The organism is Pantoea sp. RCC30.1, assembly GCF_058148845.1.
Genome location: NZ_JBXUHX010000006.1, coordinates 151562 through 177774, shown reverse-complemented (window position 1 = coordinate 177774; position 26213 = coordinate 151562). Strand labels below are relative to the sequence as shown.

Genomic DNA, 26213 nt, shown 5'->3' with positions numbered 1-26213 from the left:
TGATGAGTGACTATAAATCTACCCTGAATTTGCCGGAAACGGGATTCCCGATGCGTGGCGATCTGGCCAAGCGCGAACCGGGAATGTTGCAACGCTGGTATGCCGACAATCTGTACGGCGTCATCCGCGAAGCCAAAAAAGGGAAAAAAACCTTTATCCTGCATGATGGCCCTCCGTATGCGAACGGCAGCATTCATATTGGTCACTCCGTTAACAAGATTCTGAAAGACATTATCGTTAAGTCGAAAGGCATGGCGGGTTATGACTCCCCGTATGTGCCAGGCTGGGACTGTCATGGTCTGCCAATCGAACACAAAGTTGAGCAGATGATCGGCAAGCCAGGCGAGAAAGTCACCGCCGCTGAATTCCGCGCAGCATGCCGCAAATACGCCGCTGAACAGGTTGAAGGCCAGAAGGCAGACTTTATCCGTCTGGGCGTGCTGGGCGACTGGGATCGTCCTTACCTGACCATGGATTTCGGAACCGAAGCCAACATCATTCGTGCGCTGGGTAAAATCATCGGCAACGGCCACCTGCACAAAGGCGCGAAGCCGGTGCACTGGTGCCTGGATTGCCGTTCTGCCCTGGCAGAAGCGGAAGTAGAGTATTACGACAAAACGTCTCCGTCGATTGATGTGATGTTTAACGCCGTCGATACCGACGCGGTGCGTGGGGCGTTTGGCGTATCCCAGGTCAATGGCCCGATCTCACTGGTGATCTGGACGACGACGCCGTGGACGCTGCCGGCTAACCGCGCCATCTCGTTAAACGCTGAATTTGAGTATCAGTTACTGCAGATCGATGGTCGCGCGCTGATCCTGGCGAAAGAGCTGGTAGAAAGTGTGATGAAGCGCGCCGGTGTCAGCGAATGGCAGGTACTGGGCGAATGCAAAGGCGCTGCGCTGGAGCTGCAGAAATTTCAGCATCCATTCCTGGCGCTTGAGTCGCTGGTGGTGCTGGGCGATCACGTCACCCTGGAAGCGGGTACCGGTGCAGTTCACACCGCGCCAGGCCACGGCCCGGATGACTATGTTATCGGTCAGAAATATGGCATCGAAACGGCTAATCCGGTCGGACCGGATGGCACCTATCTGCCAGGCACTTATCCGACGCTGGATGGGGTCAACGTCTTTAAAGCCAACGACATGATCGTTGAACTGCTGAAAGAGAAGGGCGCGCTGCTGCACGTTGAGAAACTGCTGCACAGCTACCCGCACTGCTGGCGTCATAAAACGCCGATCATCTTCCGCGCCACGCCGCAATGGTTCATCAGCATGGATCAGAAAGGATTGCGTGCGCAGTCACTGAAAGAGATCAAAGGCGTGCAGTGGATCCCGGACTGGGGCCAGGCGCGTATCGAATCCATGGTGGCGAACCGTCCTGACTGGTGCATCTCTCGTCAGCGTACCTGGGGCGTACCGATGGCACTCTTCGTTCACAAAGAGAGCGAAGAGCTGCACCCGGACACGCTGGCGCTGATGGAGAAAGTGGCACAGCGTGTTGAGCAGGAGGGCATCCAGGCCTGGTGGGATCTCGACCCACGTGAACTGATGGGTGACGACGCCGATCATTACGTCAAAGTGCCGGATACGCTGGATGTCTGGTTTGACTCCGGTTCAACCAGCTATTCCGTGGTTGATGCGCGTCCGGAATTTGGCGGACATGCTCCTGATCTCTATCTGGAAGGATCCGATCAGCATCGCGGCTGGTTTATGTCCTCGCTGATGATCTCCACGGCGATGAAGGGCAAAGCGCCTTATCGTCAGGTACTGACGCACGGTTTCACCGTGGACGGTCAGGGCCGTAAAATGTCGAAATCAATCGGCAACACGGTCGCGCCGCAGGATGTGATGAACAAACTGGGCGCCGATATTCTGCGTCTGTGGGTGGCCTCTACCGACTACTCAGGTGAAATGGCGGTCTCCGATGAGATCCTCAAGCGCTCTGCCGATGCTTATCGTCGTATCCGTAACACCGCACGTTTCCTGCTGGCTAACCTTAGCGGCTTCAACCCGGCCACCGATTTGGTGAAACCGGAAGAGATGGTCGTCGTCGATCGCTGGGCAGTAGGTCGCGCACAGGCCGCACAGGCCGATATCGTTGCTTCTTATGAGAACTACGATTTCCATGAAGTGATTCAGCGTCTGATGCAGTTCTGCTCGATTGAGATGGGCAGCTTCTATCTCGACATCATTAAGGATCGTCAGTACACCGCGAAAGGCGATGGCCTGGCACGTCGCAGCTGCCAGACCGCGCTGTGGCATATCGTCGAAGCGCTGGTGCGCTGGATGGCACCGATCATGTCCTTTACAGCGGATGAGATCTGGGGCTACCTGCCAGGCGAACGTGCGCAATATGTCTTCACCGAGGAGTGGTATCAGGGTCTGTTTGGCCTGGCGGAAGATGAAGCGCTGAATGACGCCTACTGGGCTGAGCTGCTGAAAGTGCGTGGCGAAGTGAACAAGGTGATTGAGCAGGCGCGTGCGGATAAACGTATCGGTGGCGCACTGGAAGCGACGGTCACGCTGTATGCCGATCCGGAGCTGGCCGCTAAACTGCAGGCGCTGGGCAATGAGCTGCGCTTTGTGCTGTTGACCTCTGGCGCACAGGTAGCGGATTACGCACTGGCGAACGATGAAGCGCAGCAGAGTGAACTGCTGAAAGGTCTGAAAATCGCGTTGCACAAGGCTGAAGGCGAGAAATGTCAGCGCTGCTGGCATTACACTACCGACGTCGGACAGAATCCTGAGCATGCTGAGGTTTGTGGTCGTTGTTACACTAACGTAGCCGGTGACGGCGAACAGCGTGAATTTGCCTGATGCGTAAACCTATTTTATCAACCGGATTGCGCTGGCTGTGGCTGGTGCTGGTGGTGATTGTTGTCGACTTCGCCAGCAAGCAGTGGGTGATGAACAACATGATGCTGCATGAAACTCAGCCGCTGATGCCTTACCTGAACCTGTTCTACGCGCACAACTATGGCGCGGCGTTCAGTTTCCTGGCGGATAAAGGCGGCTGGCAGCGCTGGTTCTTTGCCGGTATCGCGCTGGCTATTGTGATCTCACTGATAGTGATGATGTATCGCAATCATGTCAGTCAGAAGATGGCTAACATCGCCTATGCTCTGATCATTGGCGGCGCGATCGGCAATCTGTTTGATCGCTCATACCATGGCTTTGTGGTCGATTTTATCGATTTTTATGTCGGTAACTGGCACTTCGCTACATTTAATATCGCTGACTGCGGCATCTGTATTGGTGCCGCACTGGTGGTGCTGGAGGGCTTTTTCAGCCCGAACGGCAAACAGGCTAAACAGAAAGGGTAAGTGATGACTGAGTCCGTACAGCGCGAAAGCGCGGTGTTGGTGCATTTTACGCTGAAGCTGGAAGATGGCTCGACGGCGGAATCGACCCGTGCAAACGGCAAGCCCGCGCTGTTCCGTCTCGGTGATGGCAGCCTCTCTGCGGCACTTGAACAGGCACTGGTGGGGCTGAAAGCGGGTGAAACCAAACAGTTCACCCTCGAGCCGGAAGATGCCTTTGGCGGCGTCAGCCCAGACCTGATCCAGTATTTCTCGCGTCGGGACTTTATTGATGCAGGTGAACCGGAAGTGGGTGCCATCATGCTGTTCAGCGGCATGGGCGGCAGTGAAATGCCAGGCGTGATCCGTGAAGTCTCCGGTGACTCGATCACCGTGGATTTCAACCATCCGCTGGCAGGTCGTCGTATTCAGTTTGATGTAGAGGTGCTGGAAATCGATCCAGCGCTGGAGGCGAACGATGCAAATCCTGTTAGCTAATCCGCGCGGTTTCTGCGCTGGCGTTGATCGCGCCATCAGTATTGTTGAGCGCGCGCTGGAGATGTATGGCGCGCCAATCTACGTCCGTCACGAAGTGGTGCATAACCGTTACGTGGTGAACAGCCTGCGTGAACGCGGTGCCATCTTCATTGAAGAGATCAGCGAAGTGCCGGATAACGCGATTCTGATCTTCTCCGCGCACGGTGTTTCACAGGCGGTGCGGGCCGAAGCCAAAGCGCGCAATCTGACCATGTTGTTCGACGCCACCTGTCCGCTGGTGACCAAGGTCCATATGGAAGTGGCGCGCGCCAGCCGTAAAGGCGTGGAAGCGATTCTAATCGGTCATGCGGGTCATCCGGAAGTTGAAGGCACCATGGGGCAGTACAACAACCCTAATGGCGGCATGTACCTGGTGGAGTCACCGGAAGATGTCTTCAGACTGACCGTCAAAGATGAAAGCAATCTGAGCTTCATGACGCAGACCACGCTGTCGGTGGATGACACCTCTGACATCATTGATGCCCTGCGTCAGCGTTTCCCGGCGATCATCGGACCGCGTAAAGATGATATCTGCTATGCCACCACCAACCGTCAGGAAGCCGTTCGTACTTTGGCGAAAGATGCGGAAGTGGTGCTGGTGGTCGGTTCGAAGAACTCCTCGAACTCTAACCGTCTGGCCGAGCTGGCACAGCGTGCCGGTAAACTGGCAAAGCTGATCGATTCTGCGGATGATATTCAGGAAGAGTGGGTAAAAGGCGTGGCCTGCATCGGCGTTACCGCAGGTGCCTCAGCCCCCGATATTCTGGTGCAGCAGGTGATACAGCGTTTGCGTGAGCTGGGCGGCGAAGCGGCGATTGAGCTGATTGGCCGTGAAGAAAATATTGTCTTCGAAGTGCCTAAAGAGCTGCGCGTCGAAGTACGCAACGTGCAGTAACTCTTAGATATAACTGATAAAAAGGCCGACTCTGTTCGGTCTTTTTTGTTTTTGTATTCTGCCAGAAACGCCATGGTTTACTGCGATGATTGCTTTTACTGATAATCATAGGCGGCTGGCATAAAATTCTTATTATCACGGATTAATAGTGGCGTGACTGTTAACTCATCGTTAACCTGATGACGCTTTAGATGCATAGTTTTGTTTTAGGAATGAATAAATATGAACACTATCCGCATTGCTATTGTGGGCGCGCCGGGCCGTATGGGCCGTAATCTGATTCAGGCGACGCAGCAGGCAGAAGGCGTTGAACTGGGGGCGGCACTGGCCCGTCCAGGCTCGTCGCTGACCGGCAGCGACGCTGGTGAATTAGCGGGCATCGGAAAGAATGGCATCATCATCGCAGACGATTTAAGCGCGGTGATTAACGACTTTGATGTGCTGATCGACTTCACCCGGCCAGAAGGCACGCTGGAGTATATGGCGATCTGCCGTGAGTACAGCAAAGCGATGGTGATTGGCACCACCGGTTTTGATGAGGCAGGCAAAGCGGCTATTCGCGCGGCGGCGGAAGACATAGCAATTGTGTTCGCTGCTAACTTCAGCGTGGGGGTTAACCTGGTGCTGAAGCTGCTGGAGAAGGCTGCCAAAGTGATGGGTGAGTACGCGGATATTGAGATCGTCGAAGCCCACCACCGCCATAAAGTGGATGCGCCGTCTGGCACCGCGCTGGCGATGGGTGAGGCGATAGCCGATGCCATGCAGTGGAAACTGGATGAGCATGCGGTCTATACGCGTGAAGGCCACACCGGCGAACGCCAGCCGCAGACCATCGGTTTTGCGACGGTACGCGCGGGTGACATCGTGGGTGAGCATACGGCGATGTTTGCCGATATCGGCGAGCGGGTAGAGATTACCCACAAGGCTTCCAGCCGTATGACCTTTGCAAATGGCGCGGTTAAGTCGGCTTTATGGCTGAAAGATAAGAAATCTGGCCTTTTTGATATGCGTGATGTGCTGGATTTGTCGATGTTGTGAGTGTTGTGAACCATCGTGATGTGGTTATTTCAATCGGTAATACCTTGATTGAAAAGGGGCAATGCTATCATTGCCCTTAATTTTGTCTGAAAAAGGTCACTCTGATTAAAAATTCACTCCTGACTGTCATTTAGATCACTTTTCTGCATTTATTTACCCTGCAAAACTCTGTTTTTGACCATTTGGTCAAAAATAAGGGGGCGGTTACGGTAATTTAGTTTTTACGCTGCCTGGCAAACGATTATTACGCCGAGTTTTCCCCTCTTTTTGCCGCTCATACCCGTTTTTTTCCTCATAAGGCAGATAAGTATGAAAAAATCCCGCTGCAGGGTAGACAATGACCAGGGCGATCATTAGAATGCGCGCAATTTGCCAAAAATCGACAATTCAGGCGGTTTTTGCATTGATTCAGGCGGCTATTTTGAATTAATATGCAGATATATTGACTGTTTATTCCCTGGAGGATGTTTTGATCAAGTCAGCAATCCTGGTTCTGGAAGACGGAACCCAATTCCACGGTCGGGCCATAGGGGCAACAGGATCGGCAGTGGGAGAAGTCGTTTTCAACACTTCAATGACCGGTTATCAAGAAATCCTCACTGATCCTTCCTATTCCCGCCAAATCGTCACTCTCACTTATCCCCATATCGGTAATGTCGGTGCCAATGCCGCCGACGAAGAATCCAGCCAGATTCATGCGCAGGGCCTGGTTATTCGTGACCTGCCGCTGATTGCCAGTAACTTCCGTAGCGAAGAGGGCTTATCCGCCTACCTGCAGCGCAACAACATCGTGGCGATTGCCGATATCGATACCCGCAAGCTGACGCGCCTGCTGCGTGAGAAAGGGGCGCAGAACGGCTGCATTATTGCCGGCGACAATCCGGATGCCGCACTGGCGCTGCAAAAAGCCCAGGTGTTCCCGGGACTGAAAGGAATGGATCTGGCGAAAGAGGTCTGCACTACTGAGACTTACAGCTGGCAGCAGGGCAGCTGGACGCTGGACGCGGGTCTGCCAGAGCAGGCTACTGCGGAGTCGCTGCCTTACCATGTGGTGGCTTACGACTACGGCGCCAAGCGCAACATCCTGCGAATGCTGGTTGATCGCGGCTGTCGTCTGACCGTGGTTCCGGCACAGACGCCGGCAGAAGAGGTTCTGAAATTGAATCCGGACGGCATTTTTCTCTCCAACGGTCCAGGTGACCCGGAGCCGTGCGACTATGCTATTAGCGCGATTCAGTCCTTCCTGAAGACAGAGATTCCGGTGTTCGGTATCTGCCTGGGTCATCAGCTGCTGGCGCTGGCCAGCGGTGCTAAGACCGTGAAGATGAAGCTCGGCCACCACGGCGGCAACCATCCGGTGAAAGATCTCGAAAACAACCGCGTGATGATCACCGCACAGAACCACGGTTTTGCGGTCGATGAGAACAACCTGCCTGCGAACCTGCGTGTCACGCACATTTCGCTGTTCGATAAAACCGTGCAGGGCATTCATCGCACTGACAAGCCTGCATTCAGCTTCCAGGGACACCCGGAAGCCAGCCCGGGCCCGGGTGATGCTGCGCCGCTGTTTGACCACTTTATTGAATTGATTGACGCATTCCGTCTGCAAGCGAAGTAATCAGGAGCTAATTCATGCCAAAACGTACAGACCTAAAATCCATCCTGATTCTTGGTGCCGGTCCGATTGTGATCGGCCAGGCCTGCGAATTTGACTATTCCGGTGCGCAGGCGTGTAAAGCGCTGCGTGAAGAGGGCTACCGCGTCATTCTGGTGAACTCCAACCCGGCAACGATCATGACCGACCCGGAAATGGCTGATGCGACCTACATTGAGCCGATACACTGGGAAGTGGTGCGCAAAATCATCGAAAAAGAGCGCCCGGATGCGGTACTGCCAACGATGGGCGGACAGACAGCGCTGAACTGTGCGCTGGAGCTGGAACGTTATGGCGTGCTGGAAGAGTTTGGCGTCACCATGATTGGCGCGACCGCTGATGCGATCGACAAAGCAGAAGATCGTCGTCGCTTCGACGTGGCGATGAAAAGCATCGGTCTGGATACTGCGCGCTCCGGCATTGCACACACCATGGAAGAAGCGCTGGCCGTGGCAGAAGATGTTGGCTTCCCGTGCATTATCCGTCCCTCCTTTACCATGGGCGGCACCGGTGGCGGCATTGCCTATAACCGCGAAGAGTTTGAAGAGATTTGTGAACGTGGTCTCGACCTCTCACCAACCAATGAACTGCTGATTGATGAGTCGCTGATTGGCTGGAAAGAGTATGAGATGGAAGTGGTGCGCGATAAAAACGACAACTGCATTATCGTCTGCTCAATCGAAAACTTCGACGCGATGGGAATTCATACCGGTGACTCCATCACGGTTGCACCCGCCCAGACGCTGACCGACAAAGAGTATCAGATCATGCGTAACGCCTCGCTGGCGGTACTGCGTGAGATCGGTGTTGAAACCGGCGGCTCCAACGTGCAGTTCTCGGTTAACCCGAAAGATGGCCGTCTGATTGTCATCGAGATGAACCCACGCGTGTCACGCTCCTCAGCGCTGGCCTCAAAAGCGACTGGCTTCCCGATTGCTAAAGTGGCGGCCAAACTGGCGGTCGGCTATACCCTCGATGAGCTGATGAACGATATCACCGGCGGTTTAACGCCCGCCTCGTTCGAGCCTTCAATCGACTACGTCGTCACCAAGATTCCGCGTTTCAACTTCGAAAAATTTGCCGGTGCCAACGATCGCCTGACCACGCAGATGAAATCGGTCGGTGAAGTGATGGCGATTGGTCGTACTTTCCAGGAATCCATGCAGAAAGCGCTGCGCGGCCTGGAAGTAGGCGCTAACGGCTTCGATCCGAAGGTGCACCTCGACGATCCGGAAGCATTAACCCGCATCCGCCGTGAGCTGAAAGATGCCGGTTCAGACCGCATCTGGTACATCGCAGACGCTTTCCGTGCGGGTATGTCTGTGGATGGCATATTCAATCTGACCAATGTGGACCGCTGGTTCCTGGTGCAGATTGAAGAGCTGGTGAAACTGGAAGATCAGGTGGCTCGCGAAGGCGTGAACAGCCTGGATGTGACCTTCCTGCGCACGCTGAAGCGTAAAGGCTTTGCTGATGCACGGCTGGCGACGCTGGCGGGTGTGGCAGAGAGCGAAATCCGCAAGCTGCGTCAGCAGTTTAATCTGCACCCGGTCTATAAGCGCGTAGATACCTGTGCCGCAGAATTCGCGACGGATACAGCCTACATGTACTCCACTTATGAAGAGGAGTGCGAAGCCAACCCAAGTCAGGATCGCGAAAAAATCATGATTCTGGGTGGTGGACCCAACCGTATCGGTCAGGGTATCGAATTCGACTACTGTTGTGTTCACGCTGCTCTGGCGCTGCGTGAAGATGGTTACCAGACCATAATGGTCAACTGTAACCCGGAAACCGTCTCAACCGATTATGATACCTCCGATCGCCTCTACTTCGAGCCGGTAACGCTGGAAGATGTGCTGGAGATTGTGCGCCTCGAGCAGCCAAAAGGCGTAATCGTGCAGTATGGCGGTCAGACCCCGCTGAAACTGGCGCGTGCGCTGGAAGCTGCAGGCGTACCGGTTATCGGCACCAGCCCGGACTCGATTGACCGTGCTGAAGACCGTGAACGTTTCCAGCAGGCGGTTGATCGCCTGAACCTGAAGCAACCGGCTAACGCCACAGTCGCTACGCTGGAGCAGGCTGTGGAGAAAGCCGCTGGCCTGGGTTATCCGCTGGTGGTGCGTCCTTCTTATGTACTGGGCGGCCGGGCCATGGAGATCGTCTACGACGAGATCGACCTGAAGCGTTACTTCCAGACGGCGGTTTCGGTTTCCAACGATGCGCCGGTATTGCTGGATCGCTTCCTGGATGATGCGGTTGAAGTGGATGTGGATGCGATTTGCGACGGCGAGCGGGTGCTGATTGGTGGCATAATGGAGCACATCGAGCAGGCAGGCGTGCACTCTGGTGACTCCGCCTGTTCACTGCCGGCCTACACCCTGAGTCAGGAGATTCAGAATGTGATGCGCCAGCAGGTTGAGAAGCTGGCGTTCGAGCTGAACGTTCGCGGCCTGATGAACGTCCAGTTCGCGGTGAAAGACAACGAAGTCTACCTGATCGAAGTGAACCCACGTGCGGCGCGAACCGTTCCGTTCGTCTCTAAAGCGACCGGTGTACCGCTGGCGAAAGTGGCGGCGCGCGTGATGGCAGGTAAAACACTGGCAGAGCAGGGCGTCACTGAAGAGGTGATCCCGCCTTACTACTCCGTTAAAGAAGTGGTGCTGCCGTTCAACAAGTTCCAGGGCGTTGACCCGATTCTGGGGCCAGAAATGCGCTCTACCGGTGAAGTGATGGGGGTGGGCCGCACGTTCGCTGAGGCGTTCTCTAAAGCGATGCTGGGCGCACAGAGCAACATGAAGAAGTCGGGCCGTGCGCTGCTGTCGGTGCGTGAAGGCGACAAGAAACGTATCGTCGACCTGGCCGCTAAGCTGCAGAAGTTTGGTTTTGAACTGGATGCGACTCACGGCACGGCGGTTGTGCTGGGCGAAGCGGGCATCAATCCGCGCCTGGTCAACAAGGTGCATGAAGGTCGTCCGCACATTCAGGACCGTCTGAAAAATGGCGAGTATAGCTACATCGTCAATACCACGGCGGGTCGTCAGGCGATTGAAGATTCGAAGCTGATTCGCCGCAGCGCACTGCAGTATAAAGTGCACTACGACACCACGTTGAACGGCGGCTTCGCGACTGCGATGGCGCTGAATGCAGACCCGACGGAACAGGTTATCTCCGTTCAGGAAATGCATGCCCAGATAAAGGCCATGTAAGGCGATGTAATGTGAAAAACGGCTCCTTCGGGAGCCGTTTTTATTTGGTCATCTCATTGGCGATAATCCGAAAATAAGGTCCAGGGAGAGACTAGAGTTTGCGTTAAAGTTACTGATTTGGCTTAATTTTTTAGCTTTTGGTGCGAATAATTATGGTTCGCACAAATTTATAATATAAACACTTCCTGTGCGGATTTTTCGCCAGTACTATGCCTGCCGCTCATCACTGGAGCGTATCAGGACATAAATAAAAAATGAAAATGCGTACTTTTTCTCTGAGTGCAGTGGCTGCACTGATGGCTATTCTTCCTTTCGCCAGCCAGGCGGAAGTTACTCTGTTAAAACAGGATCCGCAGGCAGGCGATCCGCTTAGCCGTCTTAATTTCACTGTTGGCGGCAGCATTCGTGCTCAGTTCAATCATCAGACCGGCGTGGATGACAAATCCTACAAGCGTGACGGTTTCGATGGCGGCACCCGTTTCCGTTTCGGCGCTGACTACTACCTGTTTGATGACGTCAGCTGGATCAGCTACTACGAACTGGGCGTTAACGTCCCGGCGGTTTTCGGCTGGGATCGTCACTATGCGGACGGTGCCAATAACACAACGCGTCGCCAGCTCTACACCGGTCTGAAAAGCAAAACCTGGGGTCAGCTTACCTTTGGTCAGCAGAACAGCGTCTATTACGACACCGTTGGCGCCAAGACCGATATCTGGGATTACGATATGGTCGGCCAGGCGCCGAGCAACGGAATCAACGGCGACTACGACGGATCTTACCGTTCACGTAAGCAGCTAAAGTATAAGAACACGTTCGGCGATGCGGATATCTACGCTTCGTATCTGTTCGAGGATAACGATTATCTGCCAGGCAATGGCCTGCGCTATAAGCGCAAAGGCGGCGGCTCGCTGGGTGTGGATTACCACATCACTGACGATCTGAGCTGGGGCACGGCGTGGAACTACACCCGCGCGGCGATGCGTAACCCGAACAACGGCGAAAGCCGCGATTACGATCAGAACATTTACGGCACCGCACTGAGCTGGACACCAGGCAACTGGACGTTGTCAGCCGGTGGTGGCTGGTATCAGAACTTCATGACCACCAAACGCAAAGATGTGCATGACTACTTTGCTGGCGATGCGTGGGGCATTGAATATTTCGCGGGTTATAAAATCCCGTTGGCGCAGTATGGTCTGAAAGCGGTGCAGCCTTATGTTATGGGCGATCGCATTGAGGTCATGACCGGTCGTGATTACCAGCGCATCGACAACGGTCTGGGTGTGACGCTGTTCCTCGACTACGGTTTCCGTGTTGATTACGAACATGTCTTCACCTCCAGCACCGATAACCTGGGTGATATGAATCTGGTGCGTCTGCGCTACGACTTCTGATCACTCTGACGGCTCCCACCGGGAGCCGTTTTTTTTTACGTACGCTTTTTGTGCCAGCCTGAGGCCAATTGCTGGCGAGCTGCGGCAAACTGACGCGATTACGCGGTGAAAAACGCTGCACAAGCCGTGAAAAGCGGCATCATGAAAAGCTTTACGCAAATAGACCTTTCCCCCTATCGACGAAAGTTTCACCTTTACGTATCATGGCGCCAATTTTTTTCAGTGAGTGGTTAACATGATTAGTCTTATCGCGGCATTAGCAGCAGATCGCATTATTGGAATGGAGAACGCCATGCCGTGGGACCTGCCTGCAGATCTGGCGTGGTTCAAGCGCAATACGCTGAAGAAACCGGTCATTATGGGTCGACTGACCTTTGAATCTATTGGTCGTCCATTACCTGGCCGACTGAACATCGTGGTCAGCAGCCAGCCGGGCACTACTGAAGGCGTCACCTGGGTCACTTCCCTGGATGAGGCGATACAGGCAGCCGGTGACGCTGAAGAGATCATGGTGATTGGCGGTGGACGCGTCTATGAGCAGATGCTAAAGAGCGCCGATCGTCTCTATCTGACGCACATTGATGCAGAAGTTGAAGGTGATACGCAGTTCCCGGATTACGAGCCTGATGAGTGGCAGTCCACGTTCAGCGAATTTCACGACGCTGACGAGCAGAACTCCCACAGCTACTGCTTTGAGATCCTCGACCGACGTCGCTGATCCTCCCTCTGCCAGGCTGTAACCTGGCTGTCATCTCTATTCATTAGCATTGCTTCTTTTCTGGGAACGTCATAAAGGAAGCAATTAATAATGAAAACCGAACTCTCCGCATTAAGCACTGACCGCCTGCCAGATCCACTGCGTCGTAAATTCCTTGCCGGTTCCGGCGCTCTCGGGCTGACCGGCTTTCTCAGCGGCGGCCTCACGCTTTCAGGAAGCGCACTGGCGCAGGAGAAGCCCACGGGGAGTCCGCTACTGGGCTTTCAGGCGATTGCCGCGTCAACCGCAGATGAGGTTGTGGTCGCCCCCGGCTATCGTGCCGACGTGCTGATCTCCTGGGGTGATCCTCTGGTGAATGGCGCAGTCGCATTTGATCCGCACGGCAACAACAGTGCAGAAGATCAGGAAAAGCAGTTTGGTGACAACAACGATGGAATGAGCTTCTTTGCGATCAATGACCAGCGTGGCGTGATGGCGATTAACAATGAATATGTGAATGAGCCAACGCTGTTCGCCCACGGCGGCGGCAAAGCGACCAGCCTGGAAGATGTGAAAAAGTCGCAGGCGGCGCATGGCATCTCCATCGTTGAAGTGAAGCGGGGTGAAGACAATCGCTGGCTGGTGGTGCGTCCTTCTGACTACAATCGCCGCATTACCGCCAATACCCCCATGCGCTTTTCAGGCCCGGCTGCGGGTGATAAGCGCTGCAGACTGCCGCCGATCCACAGGGAATGCATGTCCTGGGCACCTTTGGTAACTGCGCCAACGGTAAAACGCCGTGGGGCACTTATCTCACCTGTGAAGAGAACTACGACACCTACTTTGGCACCCATCAGGCGGACTTTACGCCGACACCACAGCAGAAGCGCTATACCCTTAATGCCGCCGAGCCTGAGCGCAACTGGGCCGACTTTGATCCGCGCTTCGATATCGCAAAAAATCCCAACGAATTTAACCGCCACGGCTGGATTGTCGAAATCGATCCCTTCGATCCTCACTCCGTGCCGGTAAAACGGACCGCGCTGGGCCGCTTCAAGCATGAAAATGCCGCCGTTACGGTCGCTAAAACCGGCCAGCTGGTGGTTTACATGGGCGATGATGAGCGCGGCGAGTATATCTATAAATATGTCTCAGACGACAAGGTCATGCCGGATGATGCCAAAGCCAATCACGGACTGCTGGATAAGGGCACGCTCTATGTGGCGCAGTTCAACGGCGATGAGCAGGGCACACCGCTTAAAGGCACCGGGCGCTGGCTGGCGCTGACGTGGGGCGAAAATGGCCTTACTGCTGAAAAGGGGTTCAACAGCCAGGCCGATATCCTGATTAATGCGCGTGCTGCGGCAGATGTAGTTAACGCAACGCGAATGGATCGGCCGGAGTGGATTGCCGTTAACCCGCATGATGGCCGCGCTTACTGCACCCTGACAAACAACAATAAGCGCGGCAATGAAGGCATGCCGGTTAATGCCGCGAATCCGCGACCAAAAAATATCTACGGTCAGATTATTCGCTGGGATGAGAAGGGCGATGCTACCGCGCAGACGTTTGAGTGGGATATCTATGCACTGTGCGGCAACCCGATAGCGCATCCCGAGGGGATCTATCGCGGTACACCTAACATCACCGCTGAGAATACCTTTAACAGTCCGGATGGGCTGGGGTTTGATGCGCAGGGGCGGTTATGGATCCTGACCGACGGCAAGTACAGTAACAAAGAGGATTATCAGGGGCAGGGGAACAATCAGATGCTGGTGGGAGATCCTGACAGCGGAGAGATCCGCCGGTTTATGGTCGGCCCCAAATCGTGCGAGCTGACCGGCATCACCTTCACGCCCGATTACAAAACGCTGTTCGTGAATGTGCAGCATCCCGGCGAAGAGGGTGATTCGCACTTTCCCAATAACAGTCCGCGTCCCCGGTCGTCTGTGATTATGATCACCCGCGAGGATGGCGGCATTATCGGCGCATAAGACAGGATGCTGGCCTTAATGGCCAGCATCGCCGTTATAGTGCAGGTGGTGCCAGACTTTCGCTGGAGGCCAGCGCTTTTTCGCGATTGGAAGGCTGCACCACATAGCGCTGCGTTTCCCAGTGCAGCAAAGTCAGCGTTCCACCCCAGCAGCAACCGGTATCCAGACCGATAATGCCCTCTGGCGTCCCTTTGCCTTCCAGCGAGGCCCAGTGACCAAACACGATGGTGTAGTCACGTGCGACCGGCCCCGCAATGTTAAACCAGGGTTTCAGCGGCGGAAGAGCGGATTCAGGGGCATCTTTGCAGATCATGTCCAGCTGCCCATTGGGGAAGCAGTAACGCATGCGGGTCAGGGCGTTGGTGCTGAAGCGCAGACGCGCCAGGCCGGTCAGATCTTCACTCCAGTTGTTCGGCATGTCGCCATACATGGCATCCAGGAACAGTGGATAGCTGTCGCTGGCGAGCACCGCTTCAACTTCACGGGCGCACTTTTTCGCGGTCTCGATATCCCACTGCGGCGTGATACCGGCGTGTCCCATCACCAGCTTTTTCTCTTCATCAACCTGTAACAGCGGCTGACGACGCAGCCAGTTGATCAGTTCATCCGCATCGTCCGCTTCCAGCAGCGGTGTCAGGCGATCTTTGGGCTTGTTACGGCTGATGCCGGCGTAGACCGCCAGCAGATGCAAATCGTGATTGCCCAGCACCAGACGCACCGCATCGCCCAGCGATTTCACGTAGCGCAGAACCTCCAGTGAGCCCGGACCACGCGCCACTAAGTCGCCTGTCAGCCAGAGCGTATCCTGCTCAGGATTGAAATCGACCTGTTGCAGCAAGGCACGTAATTCATCGTAGCAGCCGTGAACGTCGCCAATCAGGTATGTGCTCATAACGTTTTATCCATCAGGAAGGTGCCCGACTTAACGGGCAAAAAGCGTGTAAATCAATGAATGTGGGTCTGAATGGCGAGGCGGAACACCGGAATCTCGACGTGGAAGGTGTCACCCTGTTCGTCGACCATTACGTAATGTCCCTGCATGGTGCCCATCGGTGTTTCGATCACGGCACCACTGGTGTACTGAAATTCATTGCCAGGCGCGATAAGCGGCTGTTCACCGACCACGCCTTCACCCTGAACTTCCGTTTCACGGCCATTACCGTTGGTAATCAGCCAGTAACGTCCCAGCAGTTGCACTGAGGAACGGCCCAGATTGCGAATCGTAATGGTATAGGCGAAGACGTAGCGATCATCATCCGGGGAGGATTGTGAGGCAACGTACTGGCTTTGCACATGGACGGAGACGCGGGCCGTTTCACTCATGACTTACTCCTGCGATTTTCCCTGATGATTCGCCAGCCAGTTCGCCAGCTGACAATATTGCGCAACAGAAACGTTCTCGGCACGCAGGGTTGGATCTATGGATAGCTCTTCCAGCGCACCGGCAGCCACCATGTGGCTCAGGCTGTTGCGCAGCGTTTTACGACGCTGGCCGAACGCTTCAGTGGTAATACGGCTCAGGATACGCACATCGCTGACCGGATACGGCGGCTCGGCATACGGCACCAGACGCACCACGGCAGAGTCCACTTTCGGTGGCGGCGTAAAGGAGTGCGGAGGCACTTCCAGCACCGGAATGATCTGGCAGTAGTACTGCGCCATCACCGTCAGACGACCGTAGGTTTTGTTACCCGGACCGGCGACCAGACGATTGACCACTTCTTTCTGCAGCATGAAGTGCATATCTTTGATCGAACCAGTATAGCTGAAAAGGTGGAACATCAGCGGGGTCGAAATATTGTAGGGCAGGTTACCAAATACCCGCAGCGGCTGGCCTCTCTCCTGCGCCAGTGCGGCGAAGTCGAAGGTCATGGCATCCTGCTGAAAGATAGTCAGTTTCGGGCCAAGGAACGGATGTGTTTCCAGACGCGCAGCGAGATCGCGGTCAAGCTCTATCACCGTTAATTTATCGAGGCGTTCGCCAACCGGCTCAGTTAAGGCACCCAGGCCTGGACCGATCTCTACCAGCGCTTCATCGCGCTGTGGATGGATGGCGGAGACAATGCTGTCGATAATGTACTGATCGTTCAGGAAGTTCTGCCCGAAACGTTTACGGGCGTAGTGCCCCTGATGGACGCGATTATTCATTACTGCTCTTGATCATAGTGATGGCGAGGTTAAGCGCCGTGATGAAGCTCCCCGGTTCAGCCTGACCCAGACCGGCGAGTTCAAGCGCGGTGCCGTGGTCAACTGAAGTCCGGATAAAGGGCAGGCCCAGGGTGATATTTACCGCCCGGCCAAACCCCTGAAATTTGAGTACCGGCAGGCCCTGGTCATGATACATCGCCAGCACCGCATCGGCATGTTGCAGATATTTAGGCTGGAAAAGGGTATCCGCAGGCAGCGGGCCGGTCAGTTTAATGCCCTGCTGACGCAGTTCATTGAGTGCTGGCGTGATGGTCTCAATCTCTTCCCGACCCATGTGCCCGCTTTCGCCCGCATGAGGGTTAAGACCACAGACGTAAATATGCGGCTCGGCAATCGCAAACTTCTGCTGCAGATCACGATGCAGAATCGTAATCACTTCATGCAGACATTCGCGGGTCACCGCAGCCGGGACATCTTTCAGCGGCAAATGCGTGGTGGCTAGCGCGACACGTAGCTCTTCTGTCGCCAGCATCATGACTACCCGATGGCCGCCTGAACGATCGGCGAAGAATTCGGTATGGCCGGTAAAGGCGATGCCGGCATCGTTGATGACGCCTTTATGCACCGGGCCGGTAATCAGGGCAGCGAATTCACCGTCCAGACAACCGTCACAGGCGCGCGCCAGCGTGGCCAACACATAGTCGCTGTTGGCGACGCAAAGCTCGCCGGGCGTGACCGTCGCTGCCGTTTCGATCGGCAGGATAGTCAGCGTACCCGCCTGCTGTGGCTCAGCTGCCACACCGGGCTGGTAGGGCCGCAGGGTCAGCGGCAGACCGAGTTGTGCCGCACGCTGCTGCAACAGGGCAGGCGAGGCGCAGACCACCAGTTCAACTGGCCACGACTGCTGGGCCAGCTGAACGGTAAGATCGGGACCAATCCCGGCCGGTTCGCCAGGCGTGATCACCACACGAGCATTACTGCGCATTGCCATCCAGAATCTTCACGTAGGCACTGGCGCGTTGTTCCTGCATCCAGGTCTGTGCTTCTTCCGCGAACTTACGGTTAAACAGCATACGGTAAGCACGCTCTTTCTGAGCCGCATCGGTTTTATCCACCTGACGGGTATCCAGCAACTGAATCAGATGCCAGCCGAAAGAGGAGTGAACCGGCTGGCTGGTCTGGCCTTTTTTCAGGCGCAGCAGCGCGTCACGGAAGGCAGGGTCAAACACTTCCGGTGAGGTCCAGCCAAGATCGCCACCCTGGTTCGCGGAACCCGGATCATCAGAGTACTGCTTAGCCGCCGCCGCAAAGGTGGTTTTACCACTGCGGATATCATTAGCAATCTGCTCCAGCTGTGCGCGTGCCTGCTCATCTGTCAGGATTGGCGATGGCTTCAGCAGAATATGGCGCGAATGCACTTCGGTGACCGAGACATTTTTGCTCTCGCCACGCAGGTCGTTCACTTTCAGGATGTGGAAGCCTACACCAGAACGCACCGGACCGACGATATCGCCTTTTTTGGCGCTCGACAGTGCCTGCGCAAACAGGGTCGGTAACTCTTCGATTTTACCCCAGCCCATGTTGCCGCCTTTCAGCGCCTGGGAGTCGGCAGAGTAGGTCACGGCCATCTTGCCGAAGTCAGCGCCATTTTTCAGTTCGCCAACCAGCTGTTTTGCCAGCGTTTCCTGCTCATCAACCTGCTGTTGCGTCGGGTTTTCCGGCAGCGGCAGCAGAATATGACTGACGTTCAGCTCGGTGCCCTGACTGTTCTGAGAGCCGATCTGATTAGCAAGCGTATCGACTTCCTGCGGCAGAATCGTGACGCGACGACGCACTTCGTTGTTGCGCACTTCAGCGATGGTCATCTCTTTACGGATCTGAGAACGATAAACGCTGTAGTTCATGCCGTCATAAGCCAGACGGCTACGCAGCTGATCAAGGCTCATCTTGTTCTGCGCAGCGATGTTCTGAATAGCCTGGTCCAGCTGCTCGTCGCTGATCTGAATTCCCGCTTTATCACCCATCTGCAGAATGATGTTATCCATGATCTGACGTTCCAGAATCTGATGGCGCAACGTTTTATCATCCGGCAACTGCTGACCTGCCTGCTGTGCCTGAGATTTAACGGTGCTCATCATGCCATCCACGTCACTCTCAAGAACCACGCCGTTATTGACCACGGCTGCAACTTTATCAACGACTTGTGGTGCTGCGAACGCGGTGTTGGCACTGATTGCCACACCAAGAATCAGCATTCTCCAGTTCTTCATACTTTATCCATTGTTGGTTCCGCACTGCGGGATTGCCTGTCAAACATCACAACATCAGAAAGCGGGCTGGTAAGGGATAATGCCCTGACGCAGCATATCGTTGGTGCCTAAGCCGTAGTTCGGACTCAGACCACGCAGCTCAATGTTGAATGAGATTTGGTTGTCGTACTTACTGTCGTTGTTTTCCCAACCGTTAATTTTGCGCTCGTAACCGACCCGGACAGCGTAACAGCATGAGCTGTATTGCAGGCCAACCAGCTGCGAAGCCGGACGCTTGTTGCGAGTGTCGTAGTAGTAAGCGCCTACCACAGACCATGCATCGGCAATCGGCCAGCTGGCCGTGGTACCGACCTGTGAAATCCCATTTTTATAAATAGGATTGGTCACCAGCGCGCTGTTGTTCAGTGCAGTGGCCACATATTCAGGGCTGCTGTAACGGTAGCTCAGCTGCACCATACGGTCGGCATCACGACGGTATTCCAGTACGGTATTACCCTGGGAAACGTTGTCGAGTTTGGTGTCATATTGCAGCCCACCCCGGACGCCCCAGCGATCGCTGATTTTCCAGTATGTATCGCCAGCCCAGATCAGACTGCCGGTATCATCTTCTTTACTGGTTTCATTCACACCAGTACGAGAAGGGGTAAACGAGTAGATTTGACCTACAGAAACGTTAAAACGTTCAACCAGATCGTTATCATAAATACGCGAGGTGACACCGGTTGCCACTTCATTGGCAGAAGCGATGCGATCCAGGCCGCTATAAGTACGATCGCGGAACAGACCGGTGTAGTCGGTTTGCAGCTGAGTTGAGTCGTACGGATAGATATTGCTCTGGTTGCGGTATGGGATATAAAGGTACTGCACGCGCGGTTCCAGCGTCTGGGTATAACCCACCGCGGAGTCCATATCGCGGTCAAACACCAGGCGGCCATCCACTTTAAACTGTGGCAGGGTGCGGTTGACCGACTCTTTCAGCTGGTTGTTGCGATCGGTATCAACGGAGTTGTTGTAATACTCAACATCATCCTGCTGATAGTGGGTCGCCAGGAACTTCGCTTCGGTATCCAGGCTGGCCCAGCCATTCGACAGCGGCAAATTCAGCGTGGGTTCAACATGTAAACGGGTCGCTTCAGGATAGCGGCTGTTGACGTTGGTGAACTTCACCGCCTGGGCATAAATCCGGCCATCAAACGGGCCGATATCATTCTGATAGAGATTAACATCCAACTGCGGCATAGCGCGGTAGACGTTATTGCTGGTGTTATTACCAAACACCTGGAAATCTTTGGTGGAGAGCGTGGCGTCCCAGTTGGTGTCTGCATAGCCAATGCTGAATTTCTGCGTGGCATAGTTGTCGGTCGAGCTGTAGTACTTCGAGTCGAGATCGTTGAAGTAGTACTGATCGCTGACTTTGGTGTAGTCCGCGTTGAAACGCCAGTTCTGGTCATAGACACCGGCATGACGCCAGTAGAACAGCCAGCGATCGGAATTCGCACTCTCGGCGATGCCGCGCACTGATTTGTCGTTATCATACTGTTTATCGGAACCGAGGTAATCGAATTCGACCAGACCGGCACCCACCGTCGTCAGATAACGGAATTCGTTCTGGAACTGCATGCCGCGCTTACTCATGTAGTGCGGCGTGATGGTCGCATCGGCCTGCGGCGCGATGTTCCAGTAATAAGGCAGCATGAACTCAAAGCCGTTGTTACTGCCATATTTTGCATTCGGGATCAGGAAACCGGATCGACGACGATCGCCAATCGGTAACTGCAGATAGGGACTGTAGAACACCGGAACCGAACCGATCTTAAAGCGGGCGTTCCAGATCTCCGCCACTTCCTCTTCGCGATCCTGAATCACTTCTGAACCGACCACGCTCCAGCTATTGGAGCCGGGCAGACAGGAGGTAAAGGTCCCGTTTTCCAGAATGGTATAGCGGTTATCCCCGCGCAGCTTCATCTGATCGGCGTCACCGCGTCCCTGACGATCCACCATCTGGTACTGACCGTTCCAGACGTTGGTATCTTTGCTGTTCAGGTTTGACCAGGCTTTCGGACCTTTCAGGATGACCTGGTTGTCATCGTAGTGCACATTACCCAGGGCATCGACGGTACGTACTGGCGCGGTCTGACCCTCCTGCTGACGCTGATGAAGCTGAACTTCATCTGCCTGCATACGGCTGTTGCCCTGCTCAATATTCACATTGCCGGTAAAGACTGCATCATTGGGATAGTTCCCTTTGGCGGCGTCGGAGTGAATAGTGACAGGCATCTGGTTAGTATCGCCGTTCACCAGCGGGCGGTTATAACTCGGCACGCCTAACATACACTGCGACATCAAATCGTCGGCAAAGGCTTGCTGGCTAATGGCTGCGCCGATCAGTGTGGCCAGCAGGGTAGGTATATGTTTTTTCATACGCGGTATCGAGAATTCCATGAAAACTGGCATCATGCCGACAATCGGGTCAGAGACTAACTTACTGCCCGGCGTTGCGCCAGTGTTAATCCTGGTCTGTCAGCGTTGCCGTTAGGCGCTGAGATAAATGACAGGTATGATAATGCAATTTTCAGCCGCAAGCATGGCGAATTGAGGAGTTTATGCGCTACTGGGGAAAAGTTGTGGGTCTGACGGTGGGATTACTTTCCGGCGCAGGCTTTTGGGGTATTGTGATCGGTTTGATCATTGGCCATATGATTGACAAAGTACGCGGCGCACAAGGCAAGGCTTACTTCTCAAATAATCAGACCCGACAGACACTGTTTTTCAGCACGACCTTTCAGGTGATGGGCCATCTGACCAAGTCAAAAGGGCGCGTCACGGAAGCGGATATTCAGATTGCTTCGCTGTTAATGGAGCGGATGCAGCTGCACGGTGACTCACGCACGGCTGCCCAGCGCGCGTTCCGCGAGGGCAAGCAGGCGGATTACCCGTTGCGCAGCAAACTGCGTGAACTGCGCAGTGCCTGTTTTGGCCGCTTCGACCTGATTCGGATGTTCCTGGAGATACAGATTCAGGCCGCCTTTGCCGATGGTTCACTGCATCCCAATGAGCGTCAGGTGCTCTATGTGATTGCCGAAGAACTGGGTATATCGCGCGGTCAGTTCGATCAGTTCCTGCGCATGATGGAAGGCGGTCAGCAGTTTGGCGGGGGGCAGCGCAGTTCAGGCGGTTTCCAGCAGGCGCAACGCGGCCCAACGCTGGAAGATGCCTGTAGCGTACTGGGTGTGAAGAGCAGCGATGACGCCACCACTATTAAACGCGCCTACCGTAAACTCATGAGCGAGCATCATCCAGACAAGCTGGTGGCGAAAGGGTTACCGCCAGAGATGATGGAGATGGCGAAGCAGAAAGCGCAGGAAATTCAGGCTGCGTACGATCTGATTCGTAAAGAGAAAGGCTTTAAGTAATTACGCGGTTGCCGTGGTGCTTCTGCAACAGAAGAGGCCACGGCAGCCGTCAGGCAGTAAACCTTAAAAATCGGCGGGCTGACGAAACGTCATGGCATTACCAAATGCCGGATGGGTAATGGTCAGTGATTCCGCATGCAGTAGCAAACGGGGTGCCATCGCTTTTGCCTCGGGATGCGCATAGAAGTTATCCCCAAGAATCGGATGGCCCAGCGCCAGCATATGCACCCGCAGCTGGTGTGAGCGGCCTGTGATCGGTTTCAGCGAAACGCGCGCACTGTTATCCGCACGATACTCCAGCACCTGATACTCCGTCTGCGCGGCTTTGCCGGTCTCGAAGCAGACCATCTGCTTCGGACGGTTTGGCCAGTCGCAAATCAGCGGCAGATCAACCAGTCCCTCTTCCTTCTCCGGATGACCCCAGATGCAGGCCACGTAGGTTTTGGAAGGCTCGCGCTCACGGAACTGTCGTTTCAGCTCGCGTTCCGCCGCTTTGGTCATTGCCACCACCATCACGCCGCTGGTCGCCATATCGAGCCGGTGGACAGATTCTGCCTGCGGGAAATCACGCTGAATCCGCGTCATCACGCTATCTTTGTGCTCCTCCAGCCGACCGGGTACCGAGAGCAGACCGCTGGGTTTGTTCACCACCATGATATGCGCATCCTGATAAAGGATGTGCAGCCAGGGTTCACGCGGTGGATTGTAAGGTTCCATGGGGCTTTCCAAAAATAAGGGGCCATGCGGCCCCTGAGCTTACTGGTGTGTCACCACAATCAGGCGCAGCGCATCGAGACGCCAGTTGGCCTCATCAAGACTTTCCAGCACCTGTTCACGATTGCTTTCCAGCGCTTCGATTTCATCTTCACGGATGTTCGGGTTAACGGCTTTCAGCGCGTTGAGACGCGAGAGTTCAGCGCCCAGCTTCTCGTTAGCTTCGGCACGCGCCGCATCAATCACCGCACGCGCTTCGCTGACGACGCTCTGTTCGCCCTGGGTCAGAATCGCATGCACATCCTGCTGTACCGCATTCACCAGTTTGCTGGCGGTGTGACGGTTTACTGCGTTCAACTGGCGGTTAAAGCTTTCGAACTCCACTTTGCCCGCCAGATTGGTGCCTTTGGTATCCATCAGCAGACGAATTGGCGTCGGTGGCAGGAAGCGGGTCAGTTGCAGATGCTTCGGTGCCTGCGCCTCAACCACATAGATCAACTCAACCAGTAATGTCCCGACTGGCAGCGCCTTGTTCTTCAGCAGTGACAGGGCGCTGCTGCCGGTATCACCCGACAGAATCAGGTCCAGACCGTTACGAATCAGCGGATGTTCCCAGGTAATGAACTGGGTATCTTCGCGTGACAGCGCCTGATCGCGGTTAAAGGTAATGGTACAGCCATCCTCCGGCAGGCCAGGGAAATCAGGCACCAGCATATGATCGGAAGGGGTCAGCACGATAAGATTATCGCTGCGATCTTCCTGATTGATACCAACGATATCAAACAGATTGAGCGCGAAGTTCACCAGGCCGGTGTCGTTATCCTGCTCGCTGATGGCATTAGCCAGTAGCTGAGCCGATTCACCGCCGTTGGAGTTCAGCTCCAGCAGACGATCGCGACCCTGCTCCAGCTGCAGTTTCAGCGCGTCATGCTGTTTGCGGCAGTCGGTGATAAACGCATCAAAGCCTTCGCTGTTTTCTGGTGCGGCCAGATAGCCGATCAGCTGCGAATGGACGCTGTCATAGATTGTCCGGCCGGTCGGACAGGTGTGTTCAAACGCGTCCAGCCCTTCGTGATACCAGCGCAACAGCACTGCCTGTGCGGTCTGCTCCAGCCACGGCACCAGAATCTGAATATCGTGCGCCTGACCGATACGATCCAGACGACCGATACGCTGCTCCAGCAGGTCCGGGTTAAACGGCAGATCGAACATCACCAGACGGCTGGCAAACTGGAAGTTACGGCCTTCTGAACCAATCTCGGAGCACAACAGCACCTGCGCGCCATTCTCTTCTGAGGCGAACCAGGCGGCAGCACGGTCACGTTCAATGATCGACAAACCTTCGTGGAACACAGCTGCACGAATACCTTCACGCTCGCGCAGTACCTGCTCCAGCTGCAGTGCGGTGGCCGCTTTGGCGCAGATCACCAGCACTTTCTCTTTACGGTTAGTGGTGAGATAGCCCATCAGCCATTCCACGCGCGGATCGAAGTTCCACCAGGTGCCGCTGTCGCCTTCAAATTCCTGATAAATCTGCTCCGGATAGAGCAGGTCCCGCGCCCGCTCTTCTGCGCTTTTGCGCGCGCCCATAATGCCGGAGACTTTAATTGCCGTCTGATACTGCGCAGGCAGCGGCAGGCGGATTTGATGCAGTTCGCGTTTCGGGAAGCCTTTAACCCCATTACGGGTGTTACGGAACAGCACGCGGCTGGTGCCGTGGCGATCCATCAGCATGGAGATGAGTTCCTGACGCGCTTCCAGTTTGCCTTCACGGTCGCTGTTGGCGACCTGCAGCAGCGGCTCGATGTCCTGCTCGCCGACCAGATCGTTTATCCGGTTCATCTCCTCCTGGGAGATCGCTTTATCTGCCAGCAGCGCCGTAACGGCATCCGCGATCGGACGGAAATGCTGCTGCTCTTCAACAAACGCCGCGAAATCATGGAAGCGGTTTGGATCGAGCAGGCGCAGACGGGCGAAATGACTCTCCATGCCCAGCTGTTCCGGCGTCGCAGTCAGCAGCAGAACGCCGGCGGTTTTCTCTGCCAGCTGTTCGATAACCTGATATTCACGGCTTGGCTCACCTTCTGACCAGGCCAGATGGTGCGCTTCATCGACGACCAGAAGATCCCATTCGGCATCGGCCAGCATCTCAAGACGCTGCTTGTTACGGCGCACGAAGTCGAGCGAGCAGATAATCAGCTGCTCCGTTTCAAACGGGTTATCACTGTCGTGCTGCGCTTCGGTATAACGGTCGTCATCAAACAGCGCAAAGCGCAGGTTGAAGCGACGCAGCATCTCGACCAGCCACTGGTGCTGCAGGGTTTCTGGCACCACGATCAGGACGCGATCGGCACGGCCAGCCAGCAACTGCTGCTGGATGATCATCCCGGCTTCAATGGTTTTACCCAGGCCAACTTCATCGGCCAGCAGCACGCGCGGCGCATGGCGGCGACCCACATCGTGGGCGATATGCAGCTGGTGAGGGATCAGGTTGGTGCGCATACCGCGTAAGCCGCTGATCGGCAGGCGGTATTGCTCACTCTGATATTTACGGGCGCGGAAGCGCAGGGCAAAACGATCCATCCGGTCGAGCTGGCCGGCAAACAGGCGATCCTGCGGCTTACTGAACACCAGCTTACTGTCGAGCATGACTTCGCGCAGCATCACTTCGCTTTCTTCGGTATCCAGACGGGTACCGATATAGGTCATCAGGTCATTTTCGTTGCGTACTTCATCGACGCGCATCTGCCAGCCTTCGTGGCTGGTGATGGTATCACCCGGATTAAAGATGACGCGGGTAACCGGCGAATCGTTGCGGGCGTAGAGGCGGTTTTCCCCCGTGGCCGGAAACAGCAGGGTGATCATGCGGGTATCGATCGCCACTACGGTGCCCAGTCCCAGTTCACTTTCCGTATCACTAATCCAGCGCTGACCTAATGTAAAAACCATATA

The 26213-nt window shown here is 55.2% G+C and carries 18 protein-coding genes and 1 pseudogene; 11 read left to right on the top strand and 8 right to left on the bottom strand.

Annotated features, from left to right (window positions below):
• The first annotated feature begins 2 nt into the window (after positions 1-2).
• From ileS to AC2LB6_RS08010, 10 genes and pseudogenes are all read left to right on the top strand, one after another.
• Positions 3-2819: an isoleucine--tRNA ligase gene (ileS, locus tag AC2LB6_RS08055; protein ID WP_490093103.1), complete on the top strand. Its 2817-nt coding sequence runs from the start codon at positions 3-5 to the stop codon at positions 2817-2819.
• The gene (gene lspA, locus AC2LB6_RS08050; RefSeq protein WP_490093102.1) at positions 2819-3325 is read left to right on the top strand and encodes a signal peptidase II; all 507 of its coding nucleotides are present in this window, start codon (positions 2819-2821) and stop codon (positions 3323-3325) included. Before ileS ends, lspA begins: the two co-directional genes overlap by 1 nt.
• Before the next feature lie 3 nt (positions 3326-3328).
• Entirely contained in the window at positions 3329-3799 is a 471-nt protein-coding gene (fkpB, locus tag AC2LB6_RS08045) for an FKBP-type peptidyl-prolyl cis-trans isomerase (RefSeq protein WP_490093101.1), read from the top strand.
• Entirely contained in the window at positions 3780-4733 is a 954-nt protein-coding gene (ispH, locus tag AC2LB6_RS08040; protein ID WP_490093100.1) for a 4-hydroxy-3-methylbut-2-enyl diphosphate reductase, read from the top strand. The genes fkpB and ispH overlap by 20 nt, the downstream gene beginning before the upstream one ends.
• A gap of 222 nt (positions 4734-4955) precedes the next feature.
• Positions 4956-5771 carry a 4-hydroxy-tetrahydrodipicolinate reductase gene (gene dapB / locus AC2LB6_RS08035; RefSeq protein WP_490093099.1) on the top strand — a complete coding sequence of 272 codons (816 nt, stop codon included), beginning with the start codon at positions 4956-4958 and terminating at the stop codon, positions 5769-5771.
• Positions 5772-6240: 469 nt separating this feature from the next.
• On the top strand, positions 6241-7389 hold the full coding sequence (gene carA / locus AC2LB6_RS08030) for a glutamine-hydrolyzing carbamoyl-phosphate synthase small subunit (protein WP_490093098.1): 1149 nt from the start codon (positions 6241-6243) through the stop codon (positions 7387-7389).
• Positions 7390-7403: 14 nt separating this feature from the next.
• The gene (carB, locus tag AC2LB6_RS08025; protein WP_490093097.1) at positions 7404-10631 is read left to right on the top strand and encodes a carbamoyl-phosphate synthase large subunit; all 3228 of its coding nucleotides are present in this window, start codon (positions 7404-7406) and stop codon (positions 10629-10631) included.
• A 254-nt stretch (positions 10632-10885) separates the two neighbouring features.
• Complete coding sequence (locus AC2LB6_RS08020) at positions 10886-12025, top strand: porin (protein WP_490093096.1); 1140 nt, start codon at positions 10886-10888, stop codon at positions 12023-12025.
• A gap of 235 nt (positions 12026-12260) precedes the next feature.
• Positions 12261-12743 carry a type 3 dihydrofolate reductase gene (gene folA, locus AC2LB6_RS08015; RefSeq protein ID WP_490093095.1) on the top strand — a complete coding sequence of 161 codons (483 nt, stop codon included), beginning with the start codon at positions 12261-12263 and terminating at the stop codon, positions 12741-12743.
• Between the two features lie 90 nt (positions 12744-12833).
• A pseudogene (locus AC2LB6_RS08010) lies at positions 12834-14716 on the top strand (PhoX family protein).
• Positions 14717-14750: 34 nt separating this feature from the next.
• Here the strand turns inward: AC2LB6_RS08010 and apaH are convergent.
• The 6 genes from apaH to lptD are packed head-to-tail and all read right to left on the bottom strand — an operon-like array spanning position 14751 to position 21555.
• The gene (gene apaH / locus AC2LB6_RS08005; RefSeq protein WP_003854809.1) at positions 14751-15608 is read right to left on the bottom strand and encodes a bis(5'-nucleosyl)-tetraphosphatase (symmetrical) ApaH; all 858 of its coding nucleotides are present in this window, start codon (positions 15606-15608) and stop codon (positions 14751-14753) included.
• A 53-nt stretch (positions 15609-15661) separates the two neighbouring features.
• On the bottom strand, positions 15662-16039 hold the full coding sequence (gene apaG, locus AC2LB6_RS08000) for a Co2+/Mg2+ efflux protein ApaG (RefSeq protein WP_003854807.1): 378 nt from the start codon (positions 16037-16039) through the stop codon (positions 15662-15664).
• Between the two features lie 3 nt (positions 16040-16042).
• Positions 16043-16864, bottom strand: coding sequence for a 16S rRNA (adenine(1518)-N(6)/adenine(1519)-N(6))-dimethyltransferase RsmA (gene rsmA / locus AC2LB6_RS07995; protein ID WP_003854805.1), 822 nt, complete (start codon positions 16862-16864; stop codon positions 16043-16045).
• Positions 16857-17849: a 4-hydroxythreonine-4-phosphate dehydrogenase PdxA gene (pdxA, locus tag AC2LB6_RS07990; protein ID WP_490093094.1), complete on the bottom strand. Its 993-nt coding sequence runs from the start codon at positions 17847-17849 to the stop codon at positions 16857-16859. Before pdxA ends, rsmA begins: the two co-directional genes overlap by 8 nt.
• Positions 17839-19134 (bottom strand): peptidylprolyl isomerase SurA, encoded by a 1296-nt coding sequence (surA, locus tag AC2LB6_RS07985; RefSeq protein WP_490093093.1) that lies wholly within the window; start codon positions 19132-19134, stop codon positions 17839-17841. Before surA ends, pdxA begins: the two co-directional genes overlap by 11 nt.
• A 54-nt stretch (positions 19135-19188) precedes the next feature.
• Positions 19189-21555: an LPS assembly protein LptD gene (gene lptD / locus AC2LB6_RS07980; protein WP_490093092.1), complete on the bottom strand. Its 2367-nt coding sequence runs from the start codon at positions 21553-21555 to the stop codon at positions 19189-19191.
• A gap of 182 nt (positions 21556-21737) precedes the next feature.
• Here lptD and djlA point away from each other — a divergent pair, with 182 nt between their 5' ends.
• Positions 21738-22547, top strand: coding sequence for a co-chaperone DjlA (gene djlA / locus AC2LB6_RS07975; protein ID WP_090964219.1), 810 nt, complete (start codon positions 21738-21740; stop codon positions 22545-22547).
• Positions 22548-22610: 63 nt separating this feature from the next.
• On the opposite strand, the gene rluA is transcribed toward djlA, so the two are convergent.
• Positions 22611-23264 carry a bifunctional tRNA pseudouridine(32) synthase/23S rRNA pseudouridine(746) synthase RluA gene (gene rluA, locus AC2LB6_RS07970; protein ID WP_490093091.1) on the bottom strand — a complete coding sequence of 218 codons (654 nt, stop codon included), beginning with the start codon at positions 23262-23264 and terminating at the stop codon, positions 22611-22613.
• 39 nt (positions 23265-23303) lie between these two features.
• Complete coding sequence (gene rapA, locus AC2LB6_RS07965; RefSeq protein ID WP_490093090.1) at positions 23304-26210, bottom strand: RNA polymerase-associated protein RapA; 2907 nt, start codon at positions 26208-26210, stop codon at positions 23304-23306.
• Positions 26211-26213: the final 3 nt, after the last annotated feature.

Excerpts from the sequence above, each read along its gene's own strand:
- ileS (WP_490093103.1), top strand. The coding sequence starts at position 3 with ATGAGTGACTATAAATCTACCCTGAATTTGCCGGAAACGGGATTCCCG.
- lspA (WP_490093102.1), top strand. The coding sequence starts at position 2,819 with ATGCGTAAACCTATTTTATCAACCGGATTGCGCTGGCTGTGGCTGGTG.
- fkpB (WP_490093101.1), top strand. The coding sequence starts at position 3,329 with ATGACTGAGTCCGTACAGCGCGAAAGCGCGGTGTTGGTGCATTTTACG.
- ispH (WP_490093100.1), top strand. The coding sequence starts at position 3,780 with ATGCAAATCCTGTTAGCTAATCCGCGCGGTTTCTGCGCTGGCGTTGAT.
- dapB (WP_490093099.1), top strand. The coding sequence starts at position 4,956 with ATGAACACTATCCGCATTGCTATTGTGGGCGCGCCGGGCCGTATGGGC.
- carB (WP_490093097.1), top strand. The coding sequence starts at position 7,404 with ATGCCAAAACGTACAGACCTAAAATCCATCCTGATTCTTGGTGCCGGT.
- AC2LB6_RS08020 (WP_490093096.1), top strand. The coding sequence starts at position 10,886 with ATGAAAATGCGTACTTTTTCTCTGAGTGCAGTGGCTGCACTGATGGCT.
- folA (WP_490093095.1), top strand. The coding sequence starts at position 12,261 with ATGATTAGTCTTATCGCGGCATTAGCAGCAGATCGCATTATTGGAATG.
- apaH (WP_003854809.1), bottom strand. The coding sequence starts at position 15,608 with ATGAGCACATACCTGATTGGCGACGTTCACGGCTGCTACGATGAATTA.
- apaG (WP_003854807.1), bottom strand. The coding sequence starts at position 16,039 with ATGAGTGAAACGGCCCGCGTCTCCGTCCATGTGCAAAGCCAGTACGTT.
- rsmA (WP_003854805.1), bottom strand. The coding sequence starts at position 16,864 with ATGAATAATCGCGTCCATCAGGGGCACTACGCCCGTAAACGTTTCGGG.
- pdxA (WP_490093094.1), bottom strand. The coding sequence starts at position 17,849 with ATGCGCAGTAATGCTCGTGTGGTGATCACGCCTGGCGAACCGGCCGGG.
- surA (WP_490093093.1), bottom strand. The coding sequence starts at position 19,134 with ATGAAGAACTGGAGAATGCTGATTCTTGGTGTGGCAATCAGTGCCAAC.
- lptD (WP_490093092.1), bottom strand. The coding sequence starts at position 21,555 with ATGAAAAAACATATACCTACCCTGCTGGCCACACTGATCGGCGCAGCC.
- djlA (WP_090964219.1), top strand. The coding sequence starts at position 21,738 with ATGCGCTACTGGGGAAAAGTTGTGGGTCTGACGGTGGGATTACTTTCC.
- rluA (WP_490093091.1), bottom strand. The coding sequence starts at position 23,264 with ATGGAACCTTACAATCCACCGCGTGAACCCTGGCTGCACATCCTTTAT.
- rapA (WP_490093090.1), bottom strand. The coding sequence starts at position 26,210 with ATGGTTTTTACATTAGGTCAGCGCTGGATTAGTGATACGGAAAGTGAA.